Here is a 22,174-nt window from a genome sequence, read left to right as displayed (position 1 = left end):
TCATGCAATCGACTCCGCGCGGCCCCGGCCGCCTTGCGGAAATTTTCAACGCACGCACCTTCACAAGCTCACCACAACAGCCGGCATGTCCACACAGCACCGAACGCTTGCACTGCTCCTCGCCTTCTTCGTCGCATTTCTGAATCCGACGCGCGGTGCCGCCGAACTTCAGCACGCCTCACCCGAGCGCCCGCGCGTGGTCCTGCTGACCGACTACTGGAAGGATCCCGACGAGATCCAGGCCATGATTCGCTTTCTTTCCTATGCCAACGAGTTTGAAATCGAGGGTCTGGTCGCCACCTCGCTTGCCTTCGGGGATAGATCGGTGCGTCCGGAATGGATTGTGGACATCCTCAATGACTACGGCAGGGTCTACGATTCCTTGAAGCGGCACGCCAGGCCTGGCTATCCGTTTCCAACCCCCGAACATCTCAAGAGTGTTGTGAGGGCAGGAGCTCGCATGCTTCGAACCTGGGCCGGAGCGGGAAAGGGATTCCCGGTCCCCTATCCCGCGGGTACCCTCGACTCCCGAACCTGCGAACCCGCGGAGCCCTGGCTTGCATCAGGCAAAGAGTCCGCCGGAGCCATGCAGATCATCGAGGCTGTCGATCGTGACGATCCTCGTCCGCTGTGGGTCCTCGTCTGGGGTGGTTCCATCGATCTCGCCCAGGCCATCAGCAAAGTCCGTCGCGAGCGTTCCCCGGCGGAAGCGGAACGTTTTATCCGAAAGATCCGACTGCACCAAAGCAACTGGCAGGACACCGGCACGGTCTGGATCTGGAAGAATGTGCCGGAGTTGTTTTTCGATTTCACCAATGTCGTCAAAGGCGGGTTGAGCCTCGAGGCGCCGGAGTCCCTGCGCAACGAAACCTGGGTGCGCCGGCACCTGCTCGAAGGTCATGGCCCGCTTGCCGCGCGTTATCCCAAGGCAGGCACCGCAAACCTGCATGGGTACATCATCAAGGAAGGGGATTCACCCACATTCCTGCACCTGCTCGCACCTGGTCTAACCGATGTAGAACAGCCCGAGTGGGGTGGCTGGGGTGGACGGCGCATGCGACTGTATCCGCATCGAAACTTTTTTGTGGATGGCCGCGACAAGCATCCAAGCTCGACGGATCCGGAACGCGAAATGCAATGGAGCCTCGGTCGATGGGCCCAGGCCATCAGCAATGATTTCGCCGCGCGACTCGACTGGCAGGTCAAGCCTCCCGGCGAGGCGAATCATGCACCGGTCGCCCACGTCAATGGCGACGCCACGCGTCATGTTCTCCAACTCAGGGTGCGTTCCGGCGAAACGGTTTCACTCGACGCTTCAGGATCCAATGATCCCGACGGTGATCAGCTCACCTACAAATGGTGGCAGTACCGCGAGCCAGGATCCTTTGACGGACAGATCGCGCTGGCGAACCCCGAAGGCCGCTGCACCAGTTTCTTGTCGCCCCTGATGTCCCGGACACCCGGACGCTGCACGTGATCCTTGAAGTCCTGGACGACGGCAAGCCGCAGCTCACCGGTTACCGCCGCGTTGTCTTCACAATTACTCCCCGAAATTCGGCTGAATCCCGGGAGTAGCGCTTGGAGCACGCTTGCCGTCTGCTACCTCGGCGAAATTGGGCTACTGCAGAAGCTCAGCCAACGGCAGCTTCTGTGCGCGAATATTATCGGCCGCGAGGCCGGCAACCCGGGCTGCGCCGGCCTCGACAAAGTGCTCGATGTCCTCCTTGCCAGGCGGAAGGCGGGAATTCCTGCGTCCCACGAAGAAAGCCTTCGATGCCTCCGGTCCCGTCGATTCGAGCCAGTGCTCGGTCATCCTTTCAAGGTCCAGCAGCGGCACGCGTTCCTCCTTCGCCACGGTCCGTGTGACGTCAGGATAGGGTCCGTGGGTCGGAACGATCCGGCCGGAATCATCGAATTTTCTCCGGCACACCGGTGTTGCGAGAATTGGAGTCGCACCCTTCGCGCGGACATCCCGCACAAAAGTCCGAAGGTAATCCCCAAACGCCACGGGATCCGTGTACCGCTCGGTCTTCTCCTTCACCTCGTCATTGTGCCCGTACTGAATCAGAACGAAATCGCCAGGCTTGAGCCCCCCGACGATCTCCTTCCAATGCCCGGACTCGACGCAGCTCCGCGTGCTTTCTCCGTTCACCGCAAGGTTCTTCACGTTCTCAGGATGCTTGAAGAGCGGACGGAACAGCATGCCCCACCCCTGCCGCGGATTTGTCGCCGGCATGTCCGACATGGTGGAGTCTCCGACCAGGTAGACTTGTGGTGCCGCGACGGCGCAGGAAAACACTGCAAGGAAGCACGCCAATAGAATTGATGATCGTTTCATGGTGAAAGTCTTCTCGTGCCCGCCACCCGCCAGATCGTTCCGTTCTCATCATCGCTCACGAGGAGCGCGCCGTCCCGCGCCACGGCGAGTCCAACAGGCCGCGCCCACACGTTTCGCTGGCTGGTGACAAACCCGACAAGGAAGTCCTCATAGTAGCCGGTTGGACGGCCATTCTGCATTTTCACGCGAACCACACTGTAACCGGTCCGGGACCGGCGGTTCCAGGATCCGTGCAGGGCGACGAACGCGTCGCCACGATATTCCGGAGGGAAAAGCGCGCTTCCGGACGCCGCAGTGTAGAAAACAGCTCCGAGCGGTGCCGAGTGTGCCTGAATCAGCACATCCGGCACCGTGATGCTGTGCGAAAGGTCAGGCCGAGCACCGGCGTGGCGGGGATCCTCGTGCCCTCCGATGTAGTACCAGGGCCAGCCGTAGAATGCGCCCTCACGCACATGCGTGAAGTAGTCTGGCACCAGGTTGTCGCCGAGGCTGTCGCGCTCATTGACCGCCGCGTAGAGATCACCTGTCTGCGGATGCACAACCAGTCCCGTAGGATTGCGAAGTCCGGTGGCAAAAACCTTCAACGGTGCCTTCCCCTCCGGATCCGTTGCGAGGATATCCGCGCGATGCAGCTCCGTGTCCCAGCCGGCCCCCAATCCGTGCTCATGATCCCATGCCTCAGCCTCCGAGGGAGTCTTCAGCGACAGATCTTCTCCCGCATTCGTGCCCGAACCCACGCCGATGAACATCCGCTTTCCCTCCCTGGAAAACGCCAGCGTGCGCGTGACGTGTCCACCGCGCGACATGATGATTGCAGGAACGATCACCTGAGGCCTGGCAGCGGATTTCAGATCGCCGCGTCGATACGGGAAGCGCACCACTGAGTTCGTATTTGCAACGTACAGCCACTGCGGGTCATCGCCGGCAGGATAAAAGCAAAGGCCATAGGGGCGGTTCAATCCCTCGGCAAACACCTCGCTCGTCACATTCCCCGGAGCGCCTTCAGTCATTCGCAGCACGCGCACGCGGCCGACCCGCATTTCCGTCACAAATATGTCGCCGTTAGGCGCCACCTGCATGAGACGCGGTCCGTCCAGGTTGCGTGCAATGACTGAAACGGAGAAACCGTCCGGAACCACCGGCGAAACGTTTTCAGGCTGCGACACTACAAAGGGATAGTTGCGGCTCAAAGGCGTGGCATTGGGCGGCGGCAGATCCTCCGCGCTGATCTCATACCTTCGTCCGGGCTTCTGGTGGCGCCAGTCATTGGGATCGCTGATGGTGGGATCAGTCACGACCTCGGATTCACCCTCCGACTTGAGTGTGGAGAGATACGCGATCAAATCCCGGCGGTTGTTCGCCTGCGGCACGCTGGCGACCATCGTGGTGCCCGGAATCACAGCCGACGGATTGGCGAGAAACTTGTCCAGCGTCGCCGCATCCCAGACGAGTCCCGAGTCGTGCATTGCCTTTGTATAGCTGAAATCCGAACGCGAGCCCGCCGCCTTGCTCATCACTCCAACCAGACTGGGCCCCTGTCCGCCTCCCGTGCTGCCTGAGCCGGCATAGTGACACAGCGAACAATCGCGCCGAAACACGTTCTGTCCAAACCCCGGATCGGTCATCGCATCCTCCACCCGCGGGGCGCCGGTCACGAGCGTCGGCAAAAGGACCCAGGCAATGATTGGCGAAGCCAGATTTGCGCAGGCGCGAGTTTTCATGAGATGCCAAACGGGTTCACAGCTTCTTGAGATACAACACGGCGTCCCCTGGAAACTTTGCGCGGAATGACTCTGCCCCTCCCTTGACTCTGCGCCTGGACTTTTCAACCACCTTGCCCGTCGTCGGATCATACCACTCGACGCCATATCTCCCCTTCGTCAGCGAAACAGTGAAGTCGGTTCCATCGGCGGGACTGTAGACCAGGTATTCGACGCCAGGCTGGGCCAGGCAGTAACCGGTTGAGGCCAGTTCGGAATGTGGTGCCGTGGCGGCGAGGTCGATTTTCTCCGCATACATCCGCGCCCGGCCGAGTGCCGCGCGCATCGTCTCCCAGTAGGGATCCGGCGTCAGTCCGAAATACGCTTCCTTCGGATTGATGCCACCCGGGTCGTTTCTACCGGCACCCTTTCCCTCCGTGCGCGCGAGGTAGGGGTCCATGAAGAGCAGCTGGTTTCCCCGAAGAAAATTCTTCCATACCCACGCCTGCTGAAGCGCCGGACCGTCCCGCTTGAGCAGGTCCCAGGTATAGCCGTGATCGCTGTCAACAATCATCACCTTGTCCCCGGTCGCCGCACGGGGGTTCTCAATGAATCCATCCAGACAGGACGGCGAAACCCAGTCGGCCGGACTCGCCATCAGCTCCTCATAATGAACCTCTCCGCGGATGTGGGCCGTCATACCCACGGGATGCTGCCTGGCCCTCGTGCGCTCGTACGCATGGATGAAATCGATCATGTGATACTGCCACGCCGCAGTGCCGTCATTGGCTTCGTTGGCGATTTCGTAGAGCACGTTGTCGAGGTCGTTCACCGTGTCGATGACCTTGCGCACATAGGCCTCCTGCACGGCGGTGACCGCGGGAATGCTCAGCTTTGCCGCTTCGTTCCCCGGACCGGCGTCAACTCCATTGATATTGTTGCGTCCATCGAGCGGGAAACCGTCATTCTCGTTGCGATCCTTGGCCCAGGCATAGGCCTGGAACAGCATGACGGAAACATAGATGTCGCGGTCGCGCGCGGCGATGATGCGGCTCCGCATGCGGTCGAAAAACGCCTGGTCAAAGCGGCTGAGGTCAAATTTTGCCCCACCGTCAGTCGCCAACCCAGGCCCTGTTCTGAGCCACGGCATTGGAGCCCAGCGAAACGGACCGCCATTGGGTCCCTGGTTGGAATACGGCAGATCCCAAATCCAGCCCCGGAAGAAGTTGAAATGGTGTGCGACAAGAAAGTCCAAGTAGCCTTCGTAGTCGAAAACCACGGGCACCTCCCTCCCCTGATCGGTCGCAAAATTCGCCCAGGTGTGCGATCCCGTCAGGTAGATGGCTTTCCCTGAACCGTCGGTGAAGTAGCGCGGATTCGACTGGAGAACGCGCAGCGGTCCGGTTGCCGGAGCTGCTCCGCCCCCCGGAATGAAGGCACAGATCGCCATAATAACAGCGACCGCACTGAAGATTGAGAATCGTCGCAACGGGACACTTTTCATGGATTGAAGCTTGTGATGACACGCACCGGGAGTTGCAGCCCCGAAACCCGAGTCGAGCATGATGCCGCGCCCTCGCGACCCGCGGGTGTGGACTGCACATGATTTCATGTTCAATGAATCGCGCCTCTCGCTGTCACAAGCCAGACCGCTTCAACGCAACCGCCACGCACGGCCACCATCCAGTCATGCAGATTGACCGTGGGATCGCAGTGACCCGGCACGAGCATGAGCTTCTCGCCGACGATAGGGGCCTGTTCGGGAAGTTTGAAATGCAGCACGCCATGTTCATCCGCTCCGCGCACATACTCGATGTCCGGACGACCGCTGACCAGCGGCGGCCCGGAATCGTTGCTCAGCGACTTGATGCCCGCATCGACCGCGCCGAGCGATTGCGAAGGCCTGCTCATGACCGTTGTCCAGACAAACAGGCTCTGTTCGAACGCTGGTCCGCCCCCAGTCCATTCATTGCGCGCGTAGTCGGCGTCCATGAACACATACGAGCCCGGTTGGATCTCATTGAAGACACCGCTCGTCGCATCAAATGCAAACGTGCCCGTTCCTCCCCCGGTGACCACCGGGCAGTCGATGCCGTGTGCGCTCAGCAGCACTTTCGTCCTGCGTGCACTCTCCGCCGCCTGCGCAGAGGCCGCTCTCCGCTGCTCGACACTTCGCATGTGCTGCGCGGGGCCAAAGTACGCCTGCAATCCGCCAAACCGTAGGCAGGGAAAGGCTGCAACTCGACGCGCGAGTTCCAACGCCGCCTCTCCCGGTGGCACTCCACAGCGGGCGGACCCCACGTCAATCTCCACAAACACCGTCAGCCGGGCGCCCGCCCGGCTGACCTCGGCGGCTACGGACGCAAGATTGTCGGCATCGTCCACACAGACGCTCAGTCGCGCCCGCCGTGCGAGCTCGGCAAGCGCGCGCAGTTTGCGCGCACCGACGATCTCATTGCTGACATGAACGTCGAGCACCCCGCCGTTCACCATCGCCTCGGCCTCGCTCACCTTCTGACAGCACACCCCCGCTGCACCAGCCCTGATCTGCCTGTGCGCGATTTCAGGGCACTTGTGACTCTTCGCGTGCGGACGAACCCTTACGCCGACGGACGCCGGCGAAGCCGGCAGCCGTTGAATGTTTCGCTCGAGCGCATCCAGGTCGACCACGAGCGCGGGCGTGTCGAGTTCGGCCAGCGTCATTCCCGTTTCGCCGGGAGGTTGTCCAAGCAGACTCATCGCGGACTGTGCACTGGGATGCCCTGCTTCATCTATTTGAACGCCTCCAGCACAACGGCGGAACCGATGCGTGCGGACTCGTAGGCGGCAAACGTGGCCCGGAGCGATCGCAGATTCTCGCGGGCCGGCTGCGGTGGAGGCGTCTCATGGAGAATCGAATCGACGAACTCCCTTTCGAACTGCCCGAAAGCGTGCACATAGTCCTCCCTCGGCGAGCGGATCTCATCGCGCACGACCTCATTGCCCGCGCACACGCGGAAACGCGCGCTGTCGGCGCGCGTCATTCTTCCCTCGTAGAACGCCTCGCCCGCCTCGCCAATCACCAGGGCATGCCCCTGCTGCACGCCCACGGATTTCCAGGAGACATCAACAACGGCGGATGCGCCGGCACACTCAAAAAACACATGCGCCAGACTCTCCCCCCGGACACGCGGATTGATGCGATCCATGTGTGCATGAATCCTGACCGGGTCGCCGAGCAGGGCGACAACAAGATCGACAAGATGAACCCCAAATTGAAGCAGGACTCCCAGTTCAACCTCCGTATCAATTTTCTCAGGCGGCTCCACGGGATCGTGCTGGGCAAACTGGAGGTGTCTCAGCCTCCCGAGTCGGCCCTCACGCACCAGCCGCTCGATGTCCCGAAACCACGGGCGGAAGCGCTGATTTTCGTGAACGACAAAGCGCTTTGAATAACCGGAAAGTTCATCGACCAGCCGTCTGGCATCCTGCCAGCGATCGCACAGCGGCTTCTGACAGATGATGTGAGCACCCGCATCCGCGGCGAGCAGACAATGCTCGCGGTGCATCCATGGCGGAGTGATGATGTCGACAAAATCGATTTCCTCCCTCGAGAGCATTTCATGCATGCCGCGGTAGAGCCTGGCTCCGGGGGCAAACTTCTCCCGACGATCCTGCGCGGCCGCTTCGCTTGGATCCACGAGCGCGACGAGCTCAACCTCCGGAATCGCATTCCATCCCCGAAAGTGAAATTCGGAGATCGAACCGCAGCCAACAACCGCTCCGCGCAGCTTCTTCATGTTGCCTTCGACACAACCCGTCGTGTGCCCAGGAAAATCCCCGTCAGGGAGACCGCAGGCATCACGCCTGCCATCAGGAATGCGATGCTGAAGCTCCCGCTTTGCTCAATCGAGCCCCCCACCAGCAGCATGAATCCCGCACCCGCCAGGGACCCGATGCCACCGAGCAGGCCAACCGCCGTTGACGTCCTCTTCCTGGAGACCTCGGCACTGAATGTCAGATAGTTTCCCATGAACCAGCCCAGACCGAACGTCGCCAGGGAAATAAGACCCGTGATCACGTCGATGTTCCGCGCAAGCGCAACCAGCGGCACGGTCATCATGCAGGCGGCACCGACCGACGTCACAAGCAGGCGGGCCTTGCGAACATCCCACCGCCGCGCCAGCCAGGCCACAAGCCCCCCGCCGCTCCAGAGCCCGACATCCAGGGCGAGATAAACGATGATGAGCCTCTGGGCGAGCTCGGTTCCAAAGCCGACCCCGGCATACTTGTCGAAATAGCGCGGGATCCAGGTCGTGTAGAAATACTGCAGGGGATTCAGAAAGCTCGTCGCGATGGCCAGCCCCCAGAAAGCGCGGGAACGCACGATTTCCGACAGCGTCGCGGGCTCCTCGGCAACGGCGGTTTCAGGCGGCGCGTCAGGGGCGGAGACCTGATCGATCTTGAAGTCCGGCTGCGAGCGGAACCAAAGCAGCCAGAGGGCAACCCAGACGAAACCCACCGCACCGACTGCAATGAAGGATGCACGCCAGCCATGGGTCGTCGCCAGATAGATGACGATCGGGGGCGCAATCAGGGCTCCGATGCTGGTTCCACTCTGAAAAATGCCGGTGGCGAGCACCCGCTGGCCGGGCGGAAAGCTTCGCGCAACCACGCGCAGCGCAAGCGGCCAGTTGGGAGATTCGCAGAGGCCAAGGGCGATTCTCGTCGCAAGCAGGAACCCAAATCCCGTGGCGAATCCCGATGCCGCGCCCGCAATGGACCATGCAGCGACGGCAAAGGCATACGCCCGGACCGTTCCAATGCGGTCAAGCACAGGTCCGAGAACGACCTGCCCGATCCCGTACGCAAAAAGAAAGGCGGAGAAGAGCTCCCCCAGGTGTTTGTCTCCCAGGTTGAGCTCCTCGGCGATCCGCGACGCTGAAACTGATATCGTCTGCCGGTCGAGGTAGTTGATGATGGTGGCCAGCAGCAGCAGGCCGCAGAGTGTCCACCGCTTGTTTGGCTTGCGCATGGTCAGGAAAGTTGAAGCAGTCGCGCGGGATTGTCGCGGATCATCCTCCTTATCTCAATCTCCGTGAATCCCGCATCCTGGAGTTTCCGAACATAGGCGTCCAGGGCTTCAGAAGGCGTCAGCGTGTCCGGCAGTCCGTAGTCCGTCGCGGCAATGGTAGATTCCACCCCAACCGCCCGGATCTGCCGGACGATCGTCTCAAAGGCCACGCTTTGCTGCGCTCCGGGGCTGACTGAGACAAGGCAGCGCTCAAAGAACACCCTGCCGCTCCCGGCGAACCGCTGCTGCATCTCCACTGGCATGGCCGTCGCCCCCCATTCCGGATGCGTCACGCTGATCGCTCGAACGCCTGCCGCAAGCGCCTCCTCGATCAGCACCCCGGACTCAATGGGGGAAAGGTGACCGGTCGCCAGAACCGCGCCGGCATCGGCGACCAGCCTGACAACATCGCGCGCGGCCCGGGAAAGTCCCGGGCCATCCAGAACCGTAAGGCCATTGCGGCCGCCGAAAAAATGCTGGTGGTTGGCCGCGGACTTGGTCGGCATCCAGATAATCGATCCACCCATCTTGAGGGACGTCTCGACCGCACGGCAGTTGAATCCCCCGATGGTGTCATTGAGGACCAGACCTCCGAGAACCTCGACATCCCCCTGCATATGGTTGAGAAGATACGCCCGGGCGCAGGTTGAACAGGCGTGGCTCTTGAGAACGACCGCTCGCATACCCGCGAGGCGGGCCTGTTCAACCAACTCAAGATCGTTGAGCCTGCGCGGGATTACATCCGGCGCACTGTGAACATGGGTGTCGATTGCCCCGCGGAGCAGGGACGGGTCTTTGGACGTCAATTGAGGGGGAAAGGTTGGAGCAGGCGGGGCGGCGGACCTGGTGCGCGCCGCACTCGTCCCAAGTCTCTCCCATTGAAATCGCGCCGGCTCAATGTCCCGGTAACTTGATCTGTAAAGTTGAACGGAGGGCGTCACACCCTTCCACGTCTTCGGGACAAACGCCCTGCGCCGCTCCTCGCCGGTTCCGGCGACGGGCATCCCGTGTGCCGGGTGGTGGAGCCGTCAACCCACTTTCCTGGCAGGAAAGTGCAGCTGGGCAGCTCCGGCACTCCGGTTTCATTTCCATAGAGGGCCTGCTGCAGGCGCAGGACGGCGGCCCCGGCGATCTGCTCGGGAAACGTCTCCACGCCACTGATCTCCCTCCTGCCCGAGCGCACCAAGCTGGCGAAGCCCAGGTCCTGGGGCACGCGAAGTCCAAGACTGGTCAACCGGTCATAATTGGCGTCGACATCCGATATGACCACATCAGGTCTGTGGCGGCGCAGCCAGCCCCTGAGGTCATCGTCACTCGGATCCTCGGCGACCAGGGGTGGGGGCGTCTCTCGAGTGGCGGTGAAGGCGACTGCCGCCTGGTATTTTCCCTGGTGCCGCCGGTCGGCGTCCGGATGAACCATCAGGCCGATCCGCCGGTATCCCATCAGCCGCAGGCGCTCCAAGGCGAGCATGATGGCCTGGTACTGGTCGCCGCACGCACTGTTCAGTACAGGAGCGATCAGGCTTGGTCCGATCGCCACACAGGAGAAGCGAGCCCAGGGGAGTTGCAGCCTGCTCGCGGGGCGCGGCATCGGGGCGATGACCATGCCACGGATTCCCCTGGCCTCGAGAACCTGCGCAAAACGCTCACCGGTGACTCCGGGCTCCGTCAGCCAGGCATGCTCCATCCGGTACCCGAGCAACTCCGCCTGTTCAAACGCCCCCCGGTACGCCCGGCGGAAGAACGGGGATTGCTGCCATCCGTTTCGCTTCTCAAAGCAGGTGACGTAGGCCAGCACATAGCCCGGCGCCGTCGGGGTTCGCTGGTGGCGGTAGTGGTTGAGCGCCGCAAGGGCCGGATCCGGCCTGTAATCGAGCCGCATCGCGGCCGCACGGACGCGCTCCCGCGTCGCCTCGGGGATCGAGGGGTGCCCGCGCAGGGCAAGCGACACCGCCATCGCACTGAGATCACAGCGTGCGGCTATGTCACGAAGGGTAACCCGGTTTCGATTCACTTTACAGAAAAAGTATTCAGGCCATTGACGATGTCCAGCCCGGGAATTCATGAGTGGCCCTGCAGATCAGAGCCCTTGCACCCCACCCCGCCACCAAGCAGGACCCAACCCGAAACCCACTCCGCATCCCGATTCTTCGCCCGGATTTCCACGGGCACTCCATCCCATGGCTGCCTCCAACCATTTCAACTCCATGAACCCAAGCACAACTGGATCAACGTCTGCCCGCATCAACCCGCGCCAGCATGCCCGCCTTGCGGTGCTGACGGCCTGCCTCGCCTGCGTCCAGGCCATCAGCGCCCCCCTCTCCGCGCAGTCCGCTTCGCCAACTTCAACGCCCCCGTCCGATCCCGAGGCCATCATTCTGTCTCCCTTTGTCGTGAACGAGGAGGGCGGCGGCTGGATCGCCACCGAGACAATCGGCGGGACGCGCCTGCGCACAAACTTCAAGGATGTGCCCAACCAGCTTGAAACGCTCACCAAGGAATTCATGCAGGATCTTGGCGTCAACAGCTTCAACGAGGCGCTCATCTACACCGCCAATTCCGAGAGCAATTACGAATACAACCAGGGCACCGTCAACGACGCCCAGTTTCCAGCCGCACCGGGACGCCTGCGCGGAATCGGTGAAGGCACGATGTCCCGCAATTTTTTCCCGACCAAGAGCCCGACCGACAACTATAATATCGACCGCGCCACTGTCGCGAGCGGACCCAACTCCATCCTTTTCGGTCTCGGCAGCCCTTCGGGAATTTTCGACGCCACGCCTGCACGCGCGGAAATGCGCAACCGCTACCGCTTCTCCGTGCAGTTCGATTCGGAGGATTCGAAGCGGGCCACCTTCGACGCCAATGTCGTCATCCTTCCCAAAAAGCTCTCCCTGCGTCTGATCGGCCTCACAAAGGACATGGAGACCGCGAAAAAGCCCAACTACGACAGGGATGACCGCATCTACGGCACACTCACCTTCAAGCCGTTCAAGCGCACCACCATCATTGTCGAGGGTGAAAACATCAAACGTTCATGGAGCCGGGCATCCATGACGACCCCCTTTGATTTTGTCACCCCGTGGCTCAATGCGAATCAGATAGCGGGGAGCGGGTACACTTCACCCAAACCCATTTACAACAACACCAGCTTCACGGGCATCGGGAGCAACCGCATTTTTGCACAGGCCGGGGAGAATCCCGTCATGATCCAGGGCGAGCCTGACGGCGCGATGCGAAGCTGGCGCAACTCCGTCACCGTCAAAAGCCCGGGCACCATGCCCGGCGTCGACCCCACCTTTGACGCCGGTGCCAGCTACACCCTCGTCGACCCCTCAATATTTCCCTTTGATGTGAACGTCCTGGGTGGCAGTCGCAAGAACGGGCTCGATGGCCGCAATGCGACCGTGATTGTCGAGCAGTCGATCGCCGACCAGCTTTTCCTCGAACTCGCCTACAACTACGACAAATCCAACAACGAGATCCTTTCCGCCGGCAGCAATCCCAGTGGAAACAACATCCGCGTCATGGTTGATGCGAACATGTACATCCCGGGCACCAACACCCCCAATCCGCACGCTGGCGAGTACTACTTTCAAGGCCAGAGCGCAAACCGCCTCCAGTATTTCAACCGCGAGGACTGGCGGGCAACCCTCTCCTATGAATTTGACGCCGCTAGAAAGCTGGAGAAACGCAGCTCATGGATGAAGTGGCTCGGCCGTCACCGCCTTCTCGGGCTCCAGTCCTATTCAAATGAAGAGAGCCTGAACCAAACCACCTTCCAGCGCCGCATTCTCGATGATCCCGTCATTCCGGGGGTCACGCTGCGTCCGAAGACATTCCAAAACTGGGCGAATCACGCCTCGCGAATCCCCCAGTTTCGCCACTATTTGGGCGACCCCTACAAGCCCACCGAAGCCTTCGGTCCGTTCTGGGGACAGTGGATGGTCAATGACGCCAATGGCAGGCCCTATGAACTCTACTACATATCCCCATACGTGACCGCTGAGGGTAAACGGCTGGGCGGCCAGGCGGCGACCAGTGGAATCAGAAACAGGCTGGATTCCACGATTTTCGTCTGGCAGGGACATTTTCTTCCTGACCGCCAGCAGCGCGAGCGCCTGATACTCACCTATGGCTACCGCAAGGACGGCGTGCGTACCGCCACTCTGGACGATCCATCGATCAAGCAGGACTTCTCAGGCCTCTACCCGGTGCTCTGGGATGTCAGCTACAATCCATATGGTGCCAGGCAGACCGGAATCACCCGCAACCTTGGAGCCGTTGCGCGTCCCATATCTTGGCTTTCGCTTTCCTACAACAAGTCGACCACATTCAATCTGAACACCGGCCGCCTGGACCCGTACGGTGAAATGGTTCCTGGTAGTGCTGGTGACGGCCGCGACTATGCCATCCGCATCGACATTCTGAAGGACACGCTTTCCTTGAAGATCAATCGCTATGAGACGTCCTCCGGGCCGGCGCGGGCGAGCCAGCAGATCAACAACTTCACGACGCAGTTCAGGAATGTTGAGAACCGCGTGGTCGAACTGGATCCGAACGTGGCTCAAGTCAACGTGAAGGACGGAAACAAGCGGGGCTTTCCTGTGCTCCCCAACCTAGACTACAACATCTCCTCCTTCATCGTGGCCAAGGGCTACGAGGCCGAGCTGAACTTCAGTCCCACGCGCAACTGGAATTTCAGACTCAATGGATCAAAGGGAGAGTCCGTTGAGTCCGACATCGGAGGAGTCTGGTTCAACTGGATCGCCCAGCGGCTTCCCGTCTGGCAAGGCGTTGTGGCAAAGAACGGCGAGGTCGACTCCACCGGAAAGCCTGTGACTTGGACGAGTGCGCCTTTTGACGCCGCCCAGCCCACCGGGCAGTCGCTGGCCCAGTACTATCAAAGCCAGGTTGCCGGCAATGCGCTCGCATTCATGCAGGCCGTGGACGGGCGAACCAATCCCGCCATCCGCGCAGGACGCGTCAACGCCATCGTGAACTATCGATTCACCGAGGGACGCCTCAAGGGCTTCAATCTGGGCGCCGCCCTCCGCTACCGCGGCGCGCCGGTCATCGGCTACGGACTCAAGACAGCATCTACCGGCACGTCTGTGCTCGATCTCGACAAGACCTACAAGGGGCCGTCCGAAAGCTACGTGGACGTCATGGCCGGTTATCGCGGCAAGATGAAGGCTTTCGGCGGCTTCGATTACCGGGTTCAGCTCAACATCCGCAATCTCCTCGACAAGACAAACCCGATTCCAATCCAAGCACTCACAACCGGCGTTGTCTCCCAGGTCGTCACCATCGACCCGCGTCTGATCACCGTCACGTTCAGCGTCGAGTTCTGATCCATTCACCGCTACGCGGACGCCCGCATCGGGCGCCTGCCGGGCGACAACCTGATCGCGCCGACTAGGCCGATCAGGCACACTGCTGCCGCGACGAGGTAGCACATGCGATAGGAGTTCAGCCAGTCGGCGAGAAATCCGGCCAGGATCACCGCGCCGCTCGTCACGCCGGCGCGGGTCATCTGCACCGCGGCGAAGATTGATCCCCGTTTTTCCGGCGGGGTGTCCTGAAATATCAGAGGCACCACCGGAATGTGCACCGTCATCCAGGCCACTTTGAACAGGATCAGGCAGACGTAGAGCGAAAATACGTCCTTCACCCAGACAACGAAGCCCAGTTCGATCACCGTAAGAAAGACGAAGCCCGAGATCATCATCCGCCGGGCTCCGAGACGATCGACCAATGCGCCAAGCGGATACGGACAGAGCAGGCTGACAACGAGGCTGGCCGCCGTTGTCATTCCCAGAACCGTCTTCGAAAATCCAAGCGTCTCGGTGACAAACAGGGCGTGGAGCATCTCCGTGACTCCGAGTGCAACGAGCACCGCGCTGCTGACAACCGCCACTCTGCGTGTCTGCGGATTCGCAAGCTCACGCAGCGGCTTGAAGGGATGGTAGCGCTCGGGCGCGGGCAGTTGGGGTGGTATTTTTTCCCGCAGGTGTACCATGGCAACCAGCGTCGAAACGCCAAGAAACAGGATCGTTCCAAGATACGGATAGAATTCATTCACATCCGCCAGCGGCAGAAAAAGCGCCGTCAGAATGAAGAGGACGGCATTCGAGACAATCATGCGTGTCGCATTGGCGCGCCCCAGTTGACCGGTCCCGAACTTGTCCCCGTAGATCGGATCGCCGCTCCCGTAGCACACATCCACGAAGGCCTGCATGCCAAGGTTCACCAAAAAGACCAAAAACACCGCTGTCGTGGTTCGATGATGACCTTCCGGGACAATGAAGGGCATCGCTCCCAGCAGGCCTGTGCACACGAGCGTCGCCGGCCAGCCAACCAGCAGGAAGGGTCGCCGCCGCCCCCATTTTCCCTGGTGACTGTCACTTTTCCAGGCTGCGTATGGCTGCACAAGAAAGCCAAAAACGCGGTTCAACGCCACCATGACGGCAATGAGGCTGACATCATCGGTGAAATGTCTCGCCGTGATCGGCAGCATCGTGCCGCTGATGGCATCCACAGCACTCGCGCCGCTCATCATCACCCCCATGAGAAGCATTTCGGTGAAGGGGCCGCCATCCAAGCGCCGGCTCTCGGCTTGGAAAACGGCAGGGGGAGCGCTCATGCGCTCAAATGAGGCACGAGATCGTCTCTATTCGTCCACTCGAAACTTCGCGAACCGTCGCAGCCGCCTGCCGGGCTCCTTCGGGCACCGCATAAAGATAGTACCTGTCGGCAACTCCATCTCCCTTCGGGCGTGGCGTTTCCACAAGGCGCGGTTGAACGGATTGCCCGTCCACGAGCAGCGACACCAGTTTGCTCCTCGGCTCGCTGGGAAATCCTTGCTGCGTATTCTTCCACGCGCAGCGGAGTCGGAGGGCGACACCCTCTGTCGGGACGCCCGCCTCAAACGTGTCACCCGGCCGGAGAGCCACCAGCGAAGCCAGGGGTCGGCGAACCTTGGGGTTGTCCCACCAGCGCCATTCTTCCTCCCGGGAGCGAACCAGCGACAACACCGCCTCCGAGCCTCCGTGCATCCAGGTATCTCCGCGGCTGACTTCGTCATGGCGAACCGCCACCACCCAGTCGCGCTTCAATGCCTCCAGCCAGGCCTCCCAGGTCGGTTCCGTTCCAAGAAAAAGTGTGCGAAAGCCCTCTGTCATGTCAGCGAACCACCAGGGCTCCGCACCGTGCGCATCCTGGATTGAGACATATGGAATCTGCCCGCGCCAGCGATACAGGAAGGGCTCCGTGTTGGTGAAGTCCGGATTGCCGAAATGAAAGGTGCTGATCGCGGAGAAACCACCGCGCTGAACCGAATCGTCGAGCAGCAGCCTCACGAGCTCCTCATTTTCTCCAAACTGCCACAGGAGTCGTCCGTCCCCGCGCTGCAACGCGGCGAGTCGTCGCTCCCGGAACTCCTCCCAGCTCACCGCCTGCGGACCGGCCACCGACGCTCCGATGTCGCGCCCATACGGCGCAAAAATATCGGCGGTGTGACTGTAGGTTCCCACGCCGGGCACTCGAACCCATGTTCCATATTCCTCGTTGGCGGTGAAAAACTGAACCGGGACCTTCCCCCGCGCCGCGAGGGTCTTCACGCGGTCGATCCATCCGGGCTTCGCATTCTTTGCGCCCCAAAGATCGATCTTCAACGCACTCGCCAGAGCAACGGCTTCTGCCGGACTGCCGGTGCCGTGCGACTCCAGCTGGACGGAAAAAATCTTCAGGTTGTCGGGGAGCCGTTCCCTGCGACGCAGCGGCGGTCTTGTCACATGATTGAGCCGGTCCAAGGCACCCAATGCATCGAGTGCGTCCAGCACATACCAGGTTGCGAGGGGATTGCTCTGCCATCCGGGGCGATCCGAAAATCCGCCGTCATTCACCGCGAGCGACAGCAGCCATTTGACACAGGCTTCGCGATCGCTCGGAGCCGAACCAAGAAGCCGCAACGAGCGAACAGCGGCCCTCGTGTACGCTGCATCCTCCACACCGGCAAACTCCGGATCCGGCTGATACGTGAACCCTCCGGTTCCGCGCTGGCAGGCTCTCACCCAGTCCACCGTCTCCCTGCGCAATTCATCCGAGCCTCCAAGCAGTTCAGCTGCCTGCAGTCCCCACCAGGTGTTCATTGCATGCCCGTCGCCTCCATCAGTCGCGGGAGTATTGTTGTAACTGCCATTGCGACGGCGGCGGGAGCGCAGGTACTCACCAAACGCCGGTTGAAGTGCGGCCAGGGGCAGGCCGAGCAGCGCGTGACACTGCACGAGTCCAAGCTCCGACTGAAAAATCGGGTATCCATTTCTCTCATACTGCCGCTTGTACTCCTGCGGCTTTCGAATTTCGCCAATCCTTCCTCGAAAATCCGCCGCATCATCCCCGAGCCAGCGCAGCGCCTGAACCTGCTGGAATTCAAAAATGCGCCGCTCCTGCTCCAGCTTTTTCAATTCACGGGGGTGGTGCGTCCGCACGTATTCGATGAGTTTCGTCTTGTCCGGCGGCTCCTCGCCAAGCAGCCGATGACAGGCGATCACCGCAAAGGTCGGCGTGAGGTGCGATCTTGGGTGACCGTCAAAACCGTAGCCGCCATCGGCCCGTTTCAATCGACGCAGGTAGTCCAGGACACGATCCCGGCCGGCCATTGCTGATTCATCCGCCAGCAAAGGCGGCAGAAGCCCGCACATGCCGGCAGCCGCGAGCCCTTTCAACACCTGGCGTCGACTGATTCCCTTTGAGGAAAGTGGCGTGCTCATGGCAGAAATCACTTGGTCGGAGGCGTCGCCCGCTTTTGAGGGCGCTGCCCGCCGCGCGGTTCTTCATTGACCGGCCAGACGGGCGTGTCCGTGCGCGCCTCGTGGAGAAACTTGTCAAACTGGGCGACGATTTCCGGATGCTCCGCCGCGACATCCGTGGTTTCCGACGGATCCTTCGGCAGGTCAAACAACTGAATCGGCTCCTTCGTCCCGAAACGCACCGCCTTCCAATCGCCGATCCGCGCGGCCTGGTGAAATCCACGCTCGTGAAACTCATAGTACAGCGGAGGATGAGCGATCTTCCGCCGCCCCAGCAGTGCAGGAAGAACTGAAATGCCGTCGATGCCGGAGGGAGCCTTGACCCCGATGAGTTCCGCCATCGTCGGCAGAAAATCCCAGAACGCCCAGACCTGGTCGTTCGTGGATCCTGCCGCAATGTGCCCGGGCCAGCGCGCGATGGTCGGTGATCGTATGCCGCCCTCATACATGTCGCGTTTGTAGCCGCGCAGGGCGCCCGAGTGATGAAACAGCTCATCGCGCCAGACCGCTCCATTGTCGCTCGCGAAGAATACAAGGGTGTCGTCGTCGATTCCCAGTTCCTTCACGAGATCGAGGATGCGTCCGACGTCGCGATCGAGCCTCGTGATCATCGCCGCGATCGTCTTCAGATTCTCCGGCCACGGCTCGTTGCCATAGGGTCCAAGATCCGGCACCTGGAGCTTCGAATGCGGAATGGTGAAAGCCGCATAGAGAAAGAAAGGCTGGGCTCGATTCCGTCGGATGAAATCGAGCGCCTCACCCGCTATCAGGTCGTGGGAATAGGTTTTCCCATCCAGCTCAACGCGCTGGTTGTTGCGCCACAGATGATCGGGATAGTACTCGTGAGCGAGACGCTGGCAGTTGTAGCCGAAGAAGAAGTCAAAACCCATCTTGTCCGGAGTGCTCGTGGAGCCGGGGTAGCCGAGCCCCCACTTGCCTGTGGCTCCGGTCGCATATCCGGCCTGCTTGAACAAATGGGCCACCGTGAACGTGTCGGCCGGCATCGGCTGCTGACCCTCGGGCTTGATCTCCCGGTTGCCGCGAATCGCCGCGTGGCCATTGTGAAAACCCGTCATCAGGCTGCAGCGAGAAGGCGCGCAGACCGTCGCTCCAGTGTAGGACTGCGTATAGCGCGCCCCTTCCGCAGCCATGCGGTCAAGACTGGGTGTCTTGATCAGCTTCTGCCCGAACGGCCCGATGTCGCCGTAGCCAAGGTCATCGGCGAGGATGAAGATGACATTGGGCTGACGGGCGGACAGCGCGGCAGCCGCCGCCAGGAGGAGGCACCAGAGAACTGCAAGGCGACGGCTCATGTTCGATTAAAATTCAAGAGTGCCCGTCAGCCGGAACGAACGCGGATCACGCACATACAGGCGGCGCGGTCCGCTGAAATCCGCATTCCAGCGTGCCGTCGTGACGAGGTAGGAGTTTGTCAGGTTGCGTATGTTGAGCTGAAGCGTCAGCTGGGCCTTGCGCAACCATGAGGGTCGGAACTTGTAGCCCGCAAAGGCATCCGCGTAGATCGACTCGTTGGCGTAGTAGTCGCGGCCGGTAACCGTGTCCGTCTGGGAGAAAACCTTGCTCTGGTAGCGCACAGCGCCGCCTAAAAACGCGCCCTTGAGCGTTCCGTTGGTGAATGCATAGCGGCTGACCGCATTGACCTTGTGCGGGATGTTGCCAAAGCCCTGCTCCTGGGCCGCAGCCCGGCCGTCGATCTCGTCGTCCTGGATCGTCGTGATGCGCGACTCCAAAAAGGCCTGCAGGGCTGGGTTCCCTGCGGCCAGCTTTCGCCACTCCTCAAACTTGGCCGTGAAGAACGTGCGGCCCTCCACGAAGAAGTTCTCGCGGTCGCGAAGGCTGTGCGAGTAGTTGGCGCGAAACGTCCAGTTGGGCGTTGGATTCCCAACGAACTCCACCTCGAAACCATGCGTCGCGGTATCGATGATTGCGGCATTCCAGTTGAATCCCTGTTTGTCCGCCTCGGCCTGGGTCATCCGACCGACGCGAACAAACTCCGCAAGAATCTCGAGCGTCTGAGAGCGTCCCAGCGCAGTGGCGTTCGTCACGGCTCCACTGGGTGAAACCGCCGCATCGCCGATCTGGGATGTGTCAAAATAGTTGATGCGCGCAAAGTAACGGTCGTCACCGAGCAGGTCGATCATGACGCCCGCCTCCCAGTTCTTCCCCTCCGGCGTGGGCGGAATGCGTCCGTCCGGAAGTATGCGCCTGTCGAAACGCGGGGCGCCGATATTGTTGGAGCGATTGTAAAGCAGTGAAAGCCGATTGTTCAATGCCAGCACAGCTCCCGCCGTCAGTGTTGTCGCCTTGATGTCGTTCTCGTTGAATCCGGGCAGCGCCGTCACCTCGTTCCGGATGCGCTCGCCGGAAGCAATGCGCGGATCGTCAGCCGCCACGCGGCCCGAGGTCGTGTCGAAATACTTGATCTGGTCCTCACGGTATCCGAGCGTTGAGGTCAGCCGCCTGAACCAGGTTGCGCTGGGGCGATTCATCCAAGTGCTCTGCGCGGCAATGACGTAGCTCGAGATGTCCTTGCGTGATATCAGCTCGCCGGTCGTGACCGTCCGGCCGGAAAGGGTGTTGCCCAGGTAGGAGAACGGAGTGATCGGCGCATAGAGGCCATGGAGCGCATAGGTTGAATAGTTGCCTTCAGTGATGTAATTGCGCCGCCAGACCGAGTTCTGGGCATTCTCGGGGGCGGTCACATTCTGCACGGGCGAATTGTCCTGCTTCACCAGGATCTCCCGATCAGTCCAGGTATGCTGATCCGTCACCGCACTCTCATAGAGCGCCGCAATGCGGTGGGTGCCCAGCTTCTTCGCATCAAGTTCGTAGACTCCGGTGAACCGATAAACCTCGTTCTCCGTGGTCGTGTAGTCTCCGCGTTGATTCGACTCGAGATACAGCTGACCCGCTCGCGGATTGACAATCGTCCCGGTGCCACTCGATGCGGGGATGTTCTTGTTGGGATCTCCGTAGAGATCCATGTTGTTGCTGTTGTAGAAAAACGTCCGCGCCCTGGCGTCAGTGTAATTGCGGTAGTAACCCGCCTGCAGTGCGATTCGATCACCAACCGCCTGGTCGACCACGATCTGGCCGTTGTTGAAGTCTCGCTTCAGATACACGTCGGGTCCCGCCCAATTCACCGTGATCGGGAAGACGGACAGGGGAAGTAGCGTGCTCGCAGGCTTTGGAGCGATCGTGGTCTGGATCTTCTGGCGCAGATTCGTGACAATCCCGTCCTGCGTGTAGAATGTGAAGCGCTGGTTGGCATTGAATGCCACGAGGCCGACTGCCTGCGCATTGGCCGCCGGCGTCGGAAGCACGTCGGTGACCGTGCGCCCAGTCGCGTTCCATACGCTGTACTGGTCAGTCACATTCCAGCGAAGGCCAACGCTCTGGTTGGTCAGGCCATCCTCATAGGACGCTGAGATCGTCGTCGATTCAAAGGGCTTGTACGTCAGGCCTGCCGTGTAGCGCTTTTGCTTGTTGTATTCAAACGTCCGCCAGGTTTCTGCGTCTTCGTAGAGTCCATTCACTCGGACGGCCAGCTTTCGCGGAATGAGGACCTGGTTCAGGTCGGTCGAATAGCGCCAGGAGTCCCACGAACTCGCCTGCATCTGCCCGACATACCGGTTCTTGTTCACACGCGCCTTCTTTGTGGAAAGCGCCACGATGCCGCCAGCGTCACCGGAACCAAAGAGGATCGAGTTGGCCCCCGAGGCCACCTCGGCCCGCTCGATATTGTACAGATCCTGAGGGATCGCTGTCGCCACATAATCGGTGGACACATTGGCCGGAATGCCGCGAATGCGGAAGGGCTCCCCACCCCGGGAATTGAAGTCCCGGGGATTGTTGAAGCCGGATCCCTCGGAGTCGCCCGCATTGAGTTCCGCATTTGTGGCAAACGCGAGCATGTCCGTCACGCTCGTCGCCGCGATGTCGGACAGGAATTCCGGCGTAAAAACGGAAATCGACGCCGCCGTGTCCTTCAGACTCGTGTTGAGGCGGCTGCCGGAAGTGGTGTTCGCGGCCTGGTAGCCCACATCTTCATCCGGTCGAACCTCAAAGGGCGAAAGCTTGATCACCTCATCATCATCCCTCCTGTCCGTGGTGGTGGTGGCCGCCGCCTGTCCGTGGGCAGGCAGGCAGCAGGCAATCGCAAGCAGGCATCCTCCAAGGATGCGGGTTGGAACGGCATGATTGATTCGCTTCATGGTCAGGTGTCGTGGTTGTCGGGATTTTCAGACTG

Annotated in this window: 14 protein-coding genes; 2 read left to right on the top strand and 12 right to left on the bottom strand. The window is 61.0% G+C overall.

The window, feature by feature from the left end; all coding sequences use genetic code 11:
* Positions 1-85 precede the first annotated feature (85 nt).
* The gene (locus tag HS122_12585; GenBank protein MBE7539235.1) at positions 86-1,477 is read left to right on the top strand and encodes a DUF1593 domain-containing protein; all 1,392 of its coding nucleotides are present in this window, start codon (positions 86-88) and stop codon (positions 1,475-1,477) included.
* A gap of 141 nt (positions 1,478-1,618) precedes the next feature.
* On the opposite strand, the gene HS122_12580 is transcribed toward HS122_12585, so the two are convergent.
* The 8 genes from HS122_12580 to HS122_12545 form a co-directional block, all read right to left on the bottom strand.
* Complete coding sequence (locus tag HS122_12580) at positions 1,619-2,338, bottom strand: rhamnogalacturonan acetylesterase (protein ID MBE7539234.1); 720 nt, start codon at positions 2,336-2,338, stop codon at positions 1,619-1,621.
* Complete coding sequence (locus HS122_12575; protein ID MBE7539233.1) at positions 2,335-4,059, bottom strand: PQQ-dependent sugar dehydrogenase; 1,725 nt, start codon at positions 4,057-4,059, stop codon at positions 2,335-2,337. The genes HS122_12580 and HS122_12575 overlap by 4 nt, the downstream gene beginning before the upstream one ends.
* Positions 4,060-4,075: 16 nt before the next feature.
* Positions 4,076-5,542, bottom strand: coding sequence for a hypothetical protein (locus HS122_12570; protein MBE7539232.1), 1,467 nt, complete (start codon positions 5,540-5,542; stop codon positions 4,076-4,078).
* A 110-nt stretch (positions 5,543-5,652) separates the two neighbouring features.
* Positions 5,653-6,777, bottom strand: a complete 1,125-nt coding sequence (locus HS122_12565) for a DSD1 family PLP-dependent enzyme (GenBank protein ID MBE7539231.1) — start codon at positions 6,775-6,777, stop codon at positions 5,653-5,655.
* A 32-nt stretch (positions 6,778-6,809) separates the two neighbouring features.
* A complete protein-coding gene (locus HS122_12560) occupies positions 6,810-7,817 on the bottom strand; it encodes a Gfo/Idh/MocA family oxidoreductase (GenBank protein ID MBE7539230.1) in 1,008 nt (335 codons plus the stop codon).
* Positions 7,814-9,052, bottom strand: a complete 1,239-nt coding sequence (locus HS122_12555) for an MFS transporter (protein MBE7539229.1) — start codon at positions 9,050-9,052, stop codon at positions 7,814-7,816. Before HS122_12555 ends, HS122_12560 begins: the two co-directional genes overlap by 4 nt.
* A gap of 2 nt (positions 9,053-9,054) precedes the next feature.
* Complete coding sequence (locus HS122_12550; protein MBE7539228.1) at positions 9,055-9,897, bottom strand: hypothetical protein; 843 nt, start codon at positions 9,895-9,897, stop codon at positions 9,055-9,057.
* Positions 9,898-10,028: 131 nt separating this feature from the next.
* Positions 10,029-11,105 (bottom strand): LacI family DNA-binding transcriptional regulator, encoded by a 1,077-nt coding sequence (locus HS122_12545; GenBank protein MBE7539227.1) that lies wholly within the window; start codon positions 11,103-11,105, stop codon positions 10,029-10,031.
* Between the two features lie 193 nt (positions 11,106-11,298).
* On the opposite strand from HS122_12545, the gene HS122_12540 reads away from it, so the two are divergent.
* Positions 11,299-14,445, top strand: coding sequence for a hypothetical protein (locus HS122_12540; GenBank protein MBE7539226.1), 3,147 nt, complete (start codon positions 11,299-11,301; stop codon positions 14,443-14,445).
* 11 nt (positions 14,446-14,456) lie between these two features.
* Here the strand turns inward: HS122_12540 and HS122_12535 are convergent, their stop codons facing one another.
* The 4 genes from HS122_12535 to HS122_12520 are packed head-to-tail and all read right to left on the bottom strand — an operon-like array spanning position 14,457 to position 22,139.
* A complete protein-coding gene (locus HS122_12535) occupies positions 14,457-15,737 on the bottom strand; it encodes an MFS transporter (protein ID MBE7539225.1) in 1,281 nt (426 codons plus the stop codon).
* A gap of 4 nt (positions 15,738-15,741) precedes the next feature.
* Entirely contained in the window at positions 15,742-17,865 is a 2,124-nt protein-coding gene (locus tag HS122_12530; protein MBE7539224.1) for a prenyltransferase, read from the bottom strand.
* An 8-nt stretch (positions 17,866-17,873) separates the two neighbouring features.
* Positions 17,874-19,217 carry an arylsulfatase gene (locus HS122_12525; protein MBE7539223.1) on the bottom strand — a complete coding sequence of 448 codons (1,344 nt, stop codon included), beginning with the start codon at positions 19,215-19,217 and terminating at the stop codon, positions 17,874-17,876.
* Between the two features lie 6 nt (positions 19,218-19,223).
* Positions 19,224-22,139: a TonB-dependent receptor plug domain-containing protein gene (locus tag HS122_12520; protein MBE7539222.1), complete on the bottom strand. Its 2,916-nt coding sequence runs from the start codon at positions 22,137-22,139 to the stop codon at positions 19,224-19,226.
* Positions 22,140-22,174 lie beyond the last annotated feature (35 nt).

Source organism: Opitutaceae bacterium, assembly GCA_015075305.1.
Lineage (GTDB): Bacteria > Verrucomicrobiota > Verrucomicrobiia > Opitutales > Opitutaceae > UBA6669.
Note: the sequence above shows the minus strand (reverse complement) of the source record. Positions and strands in the feature narration are given on the sequence as shown.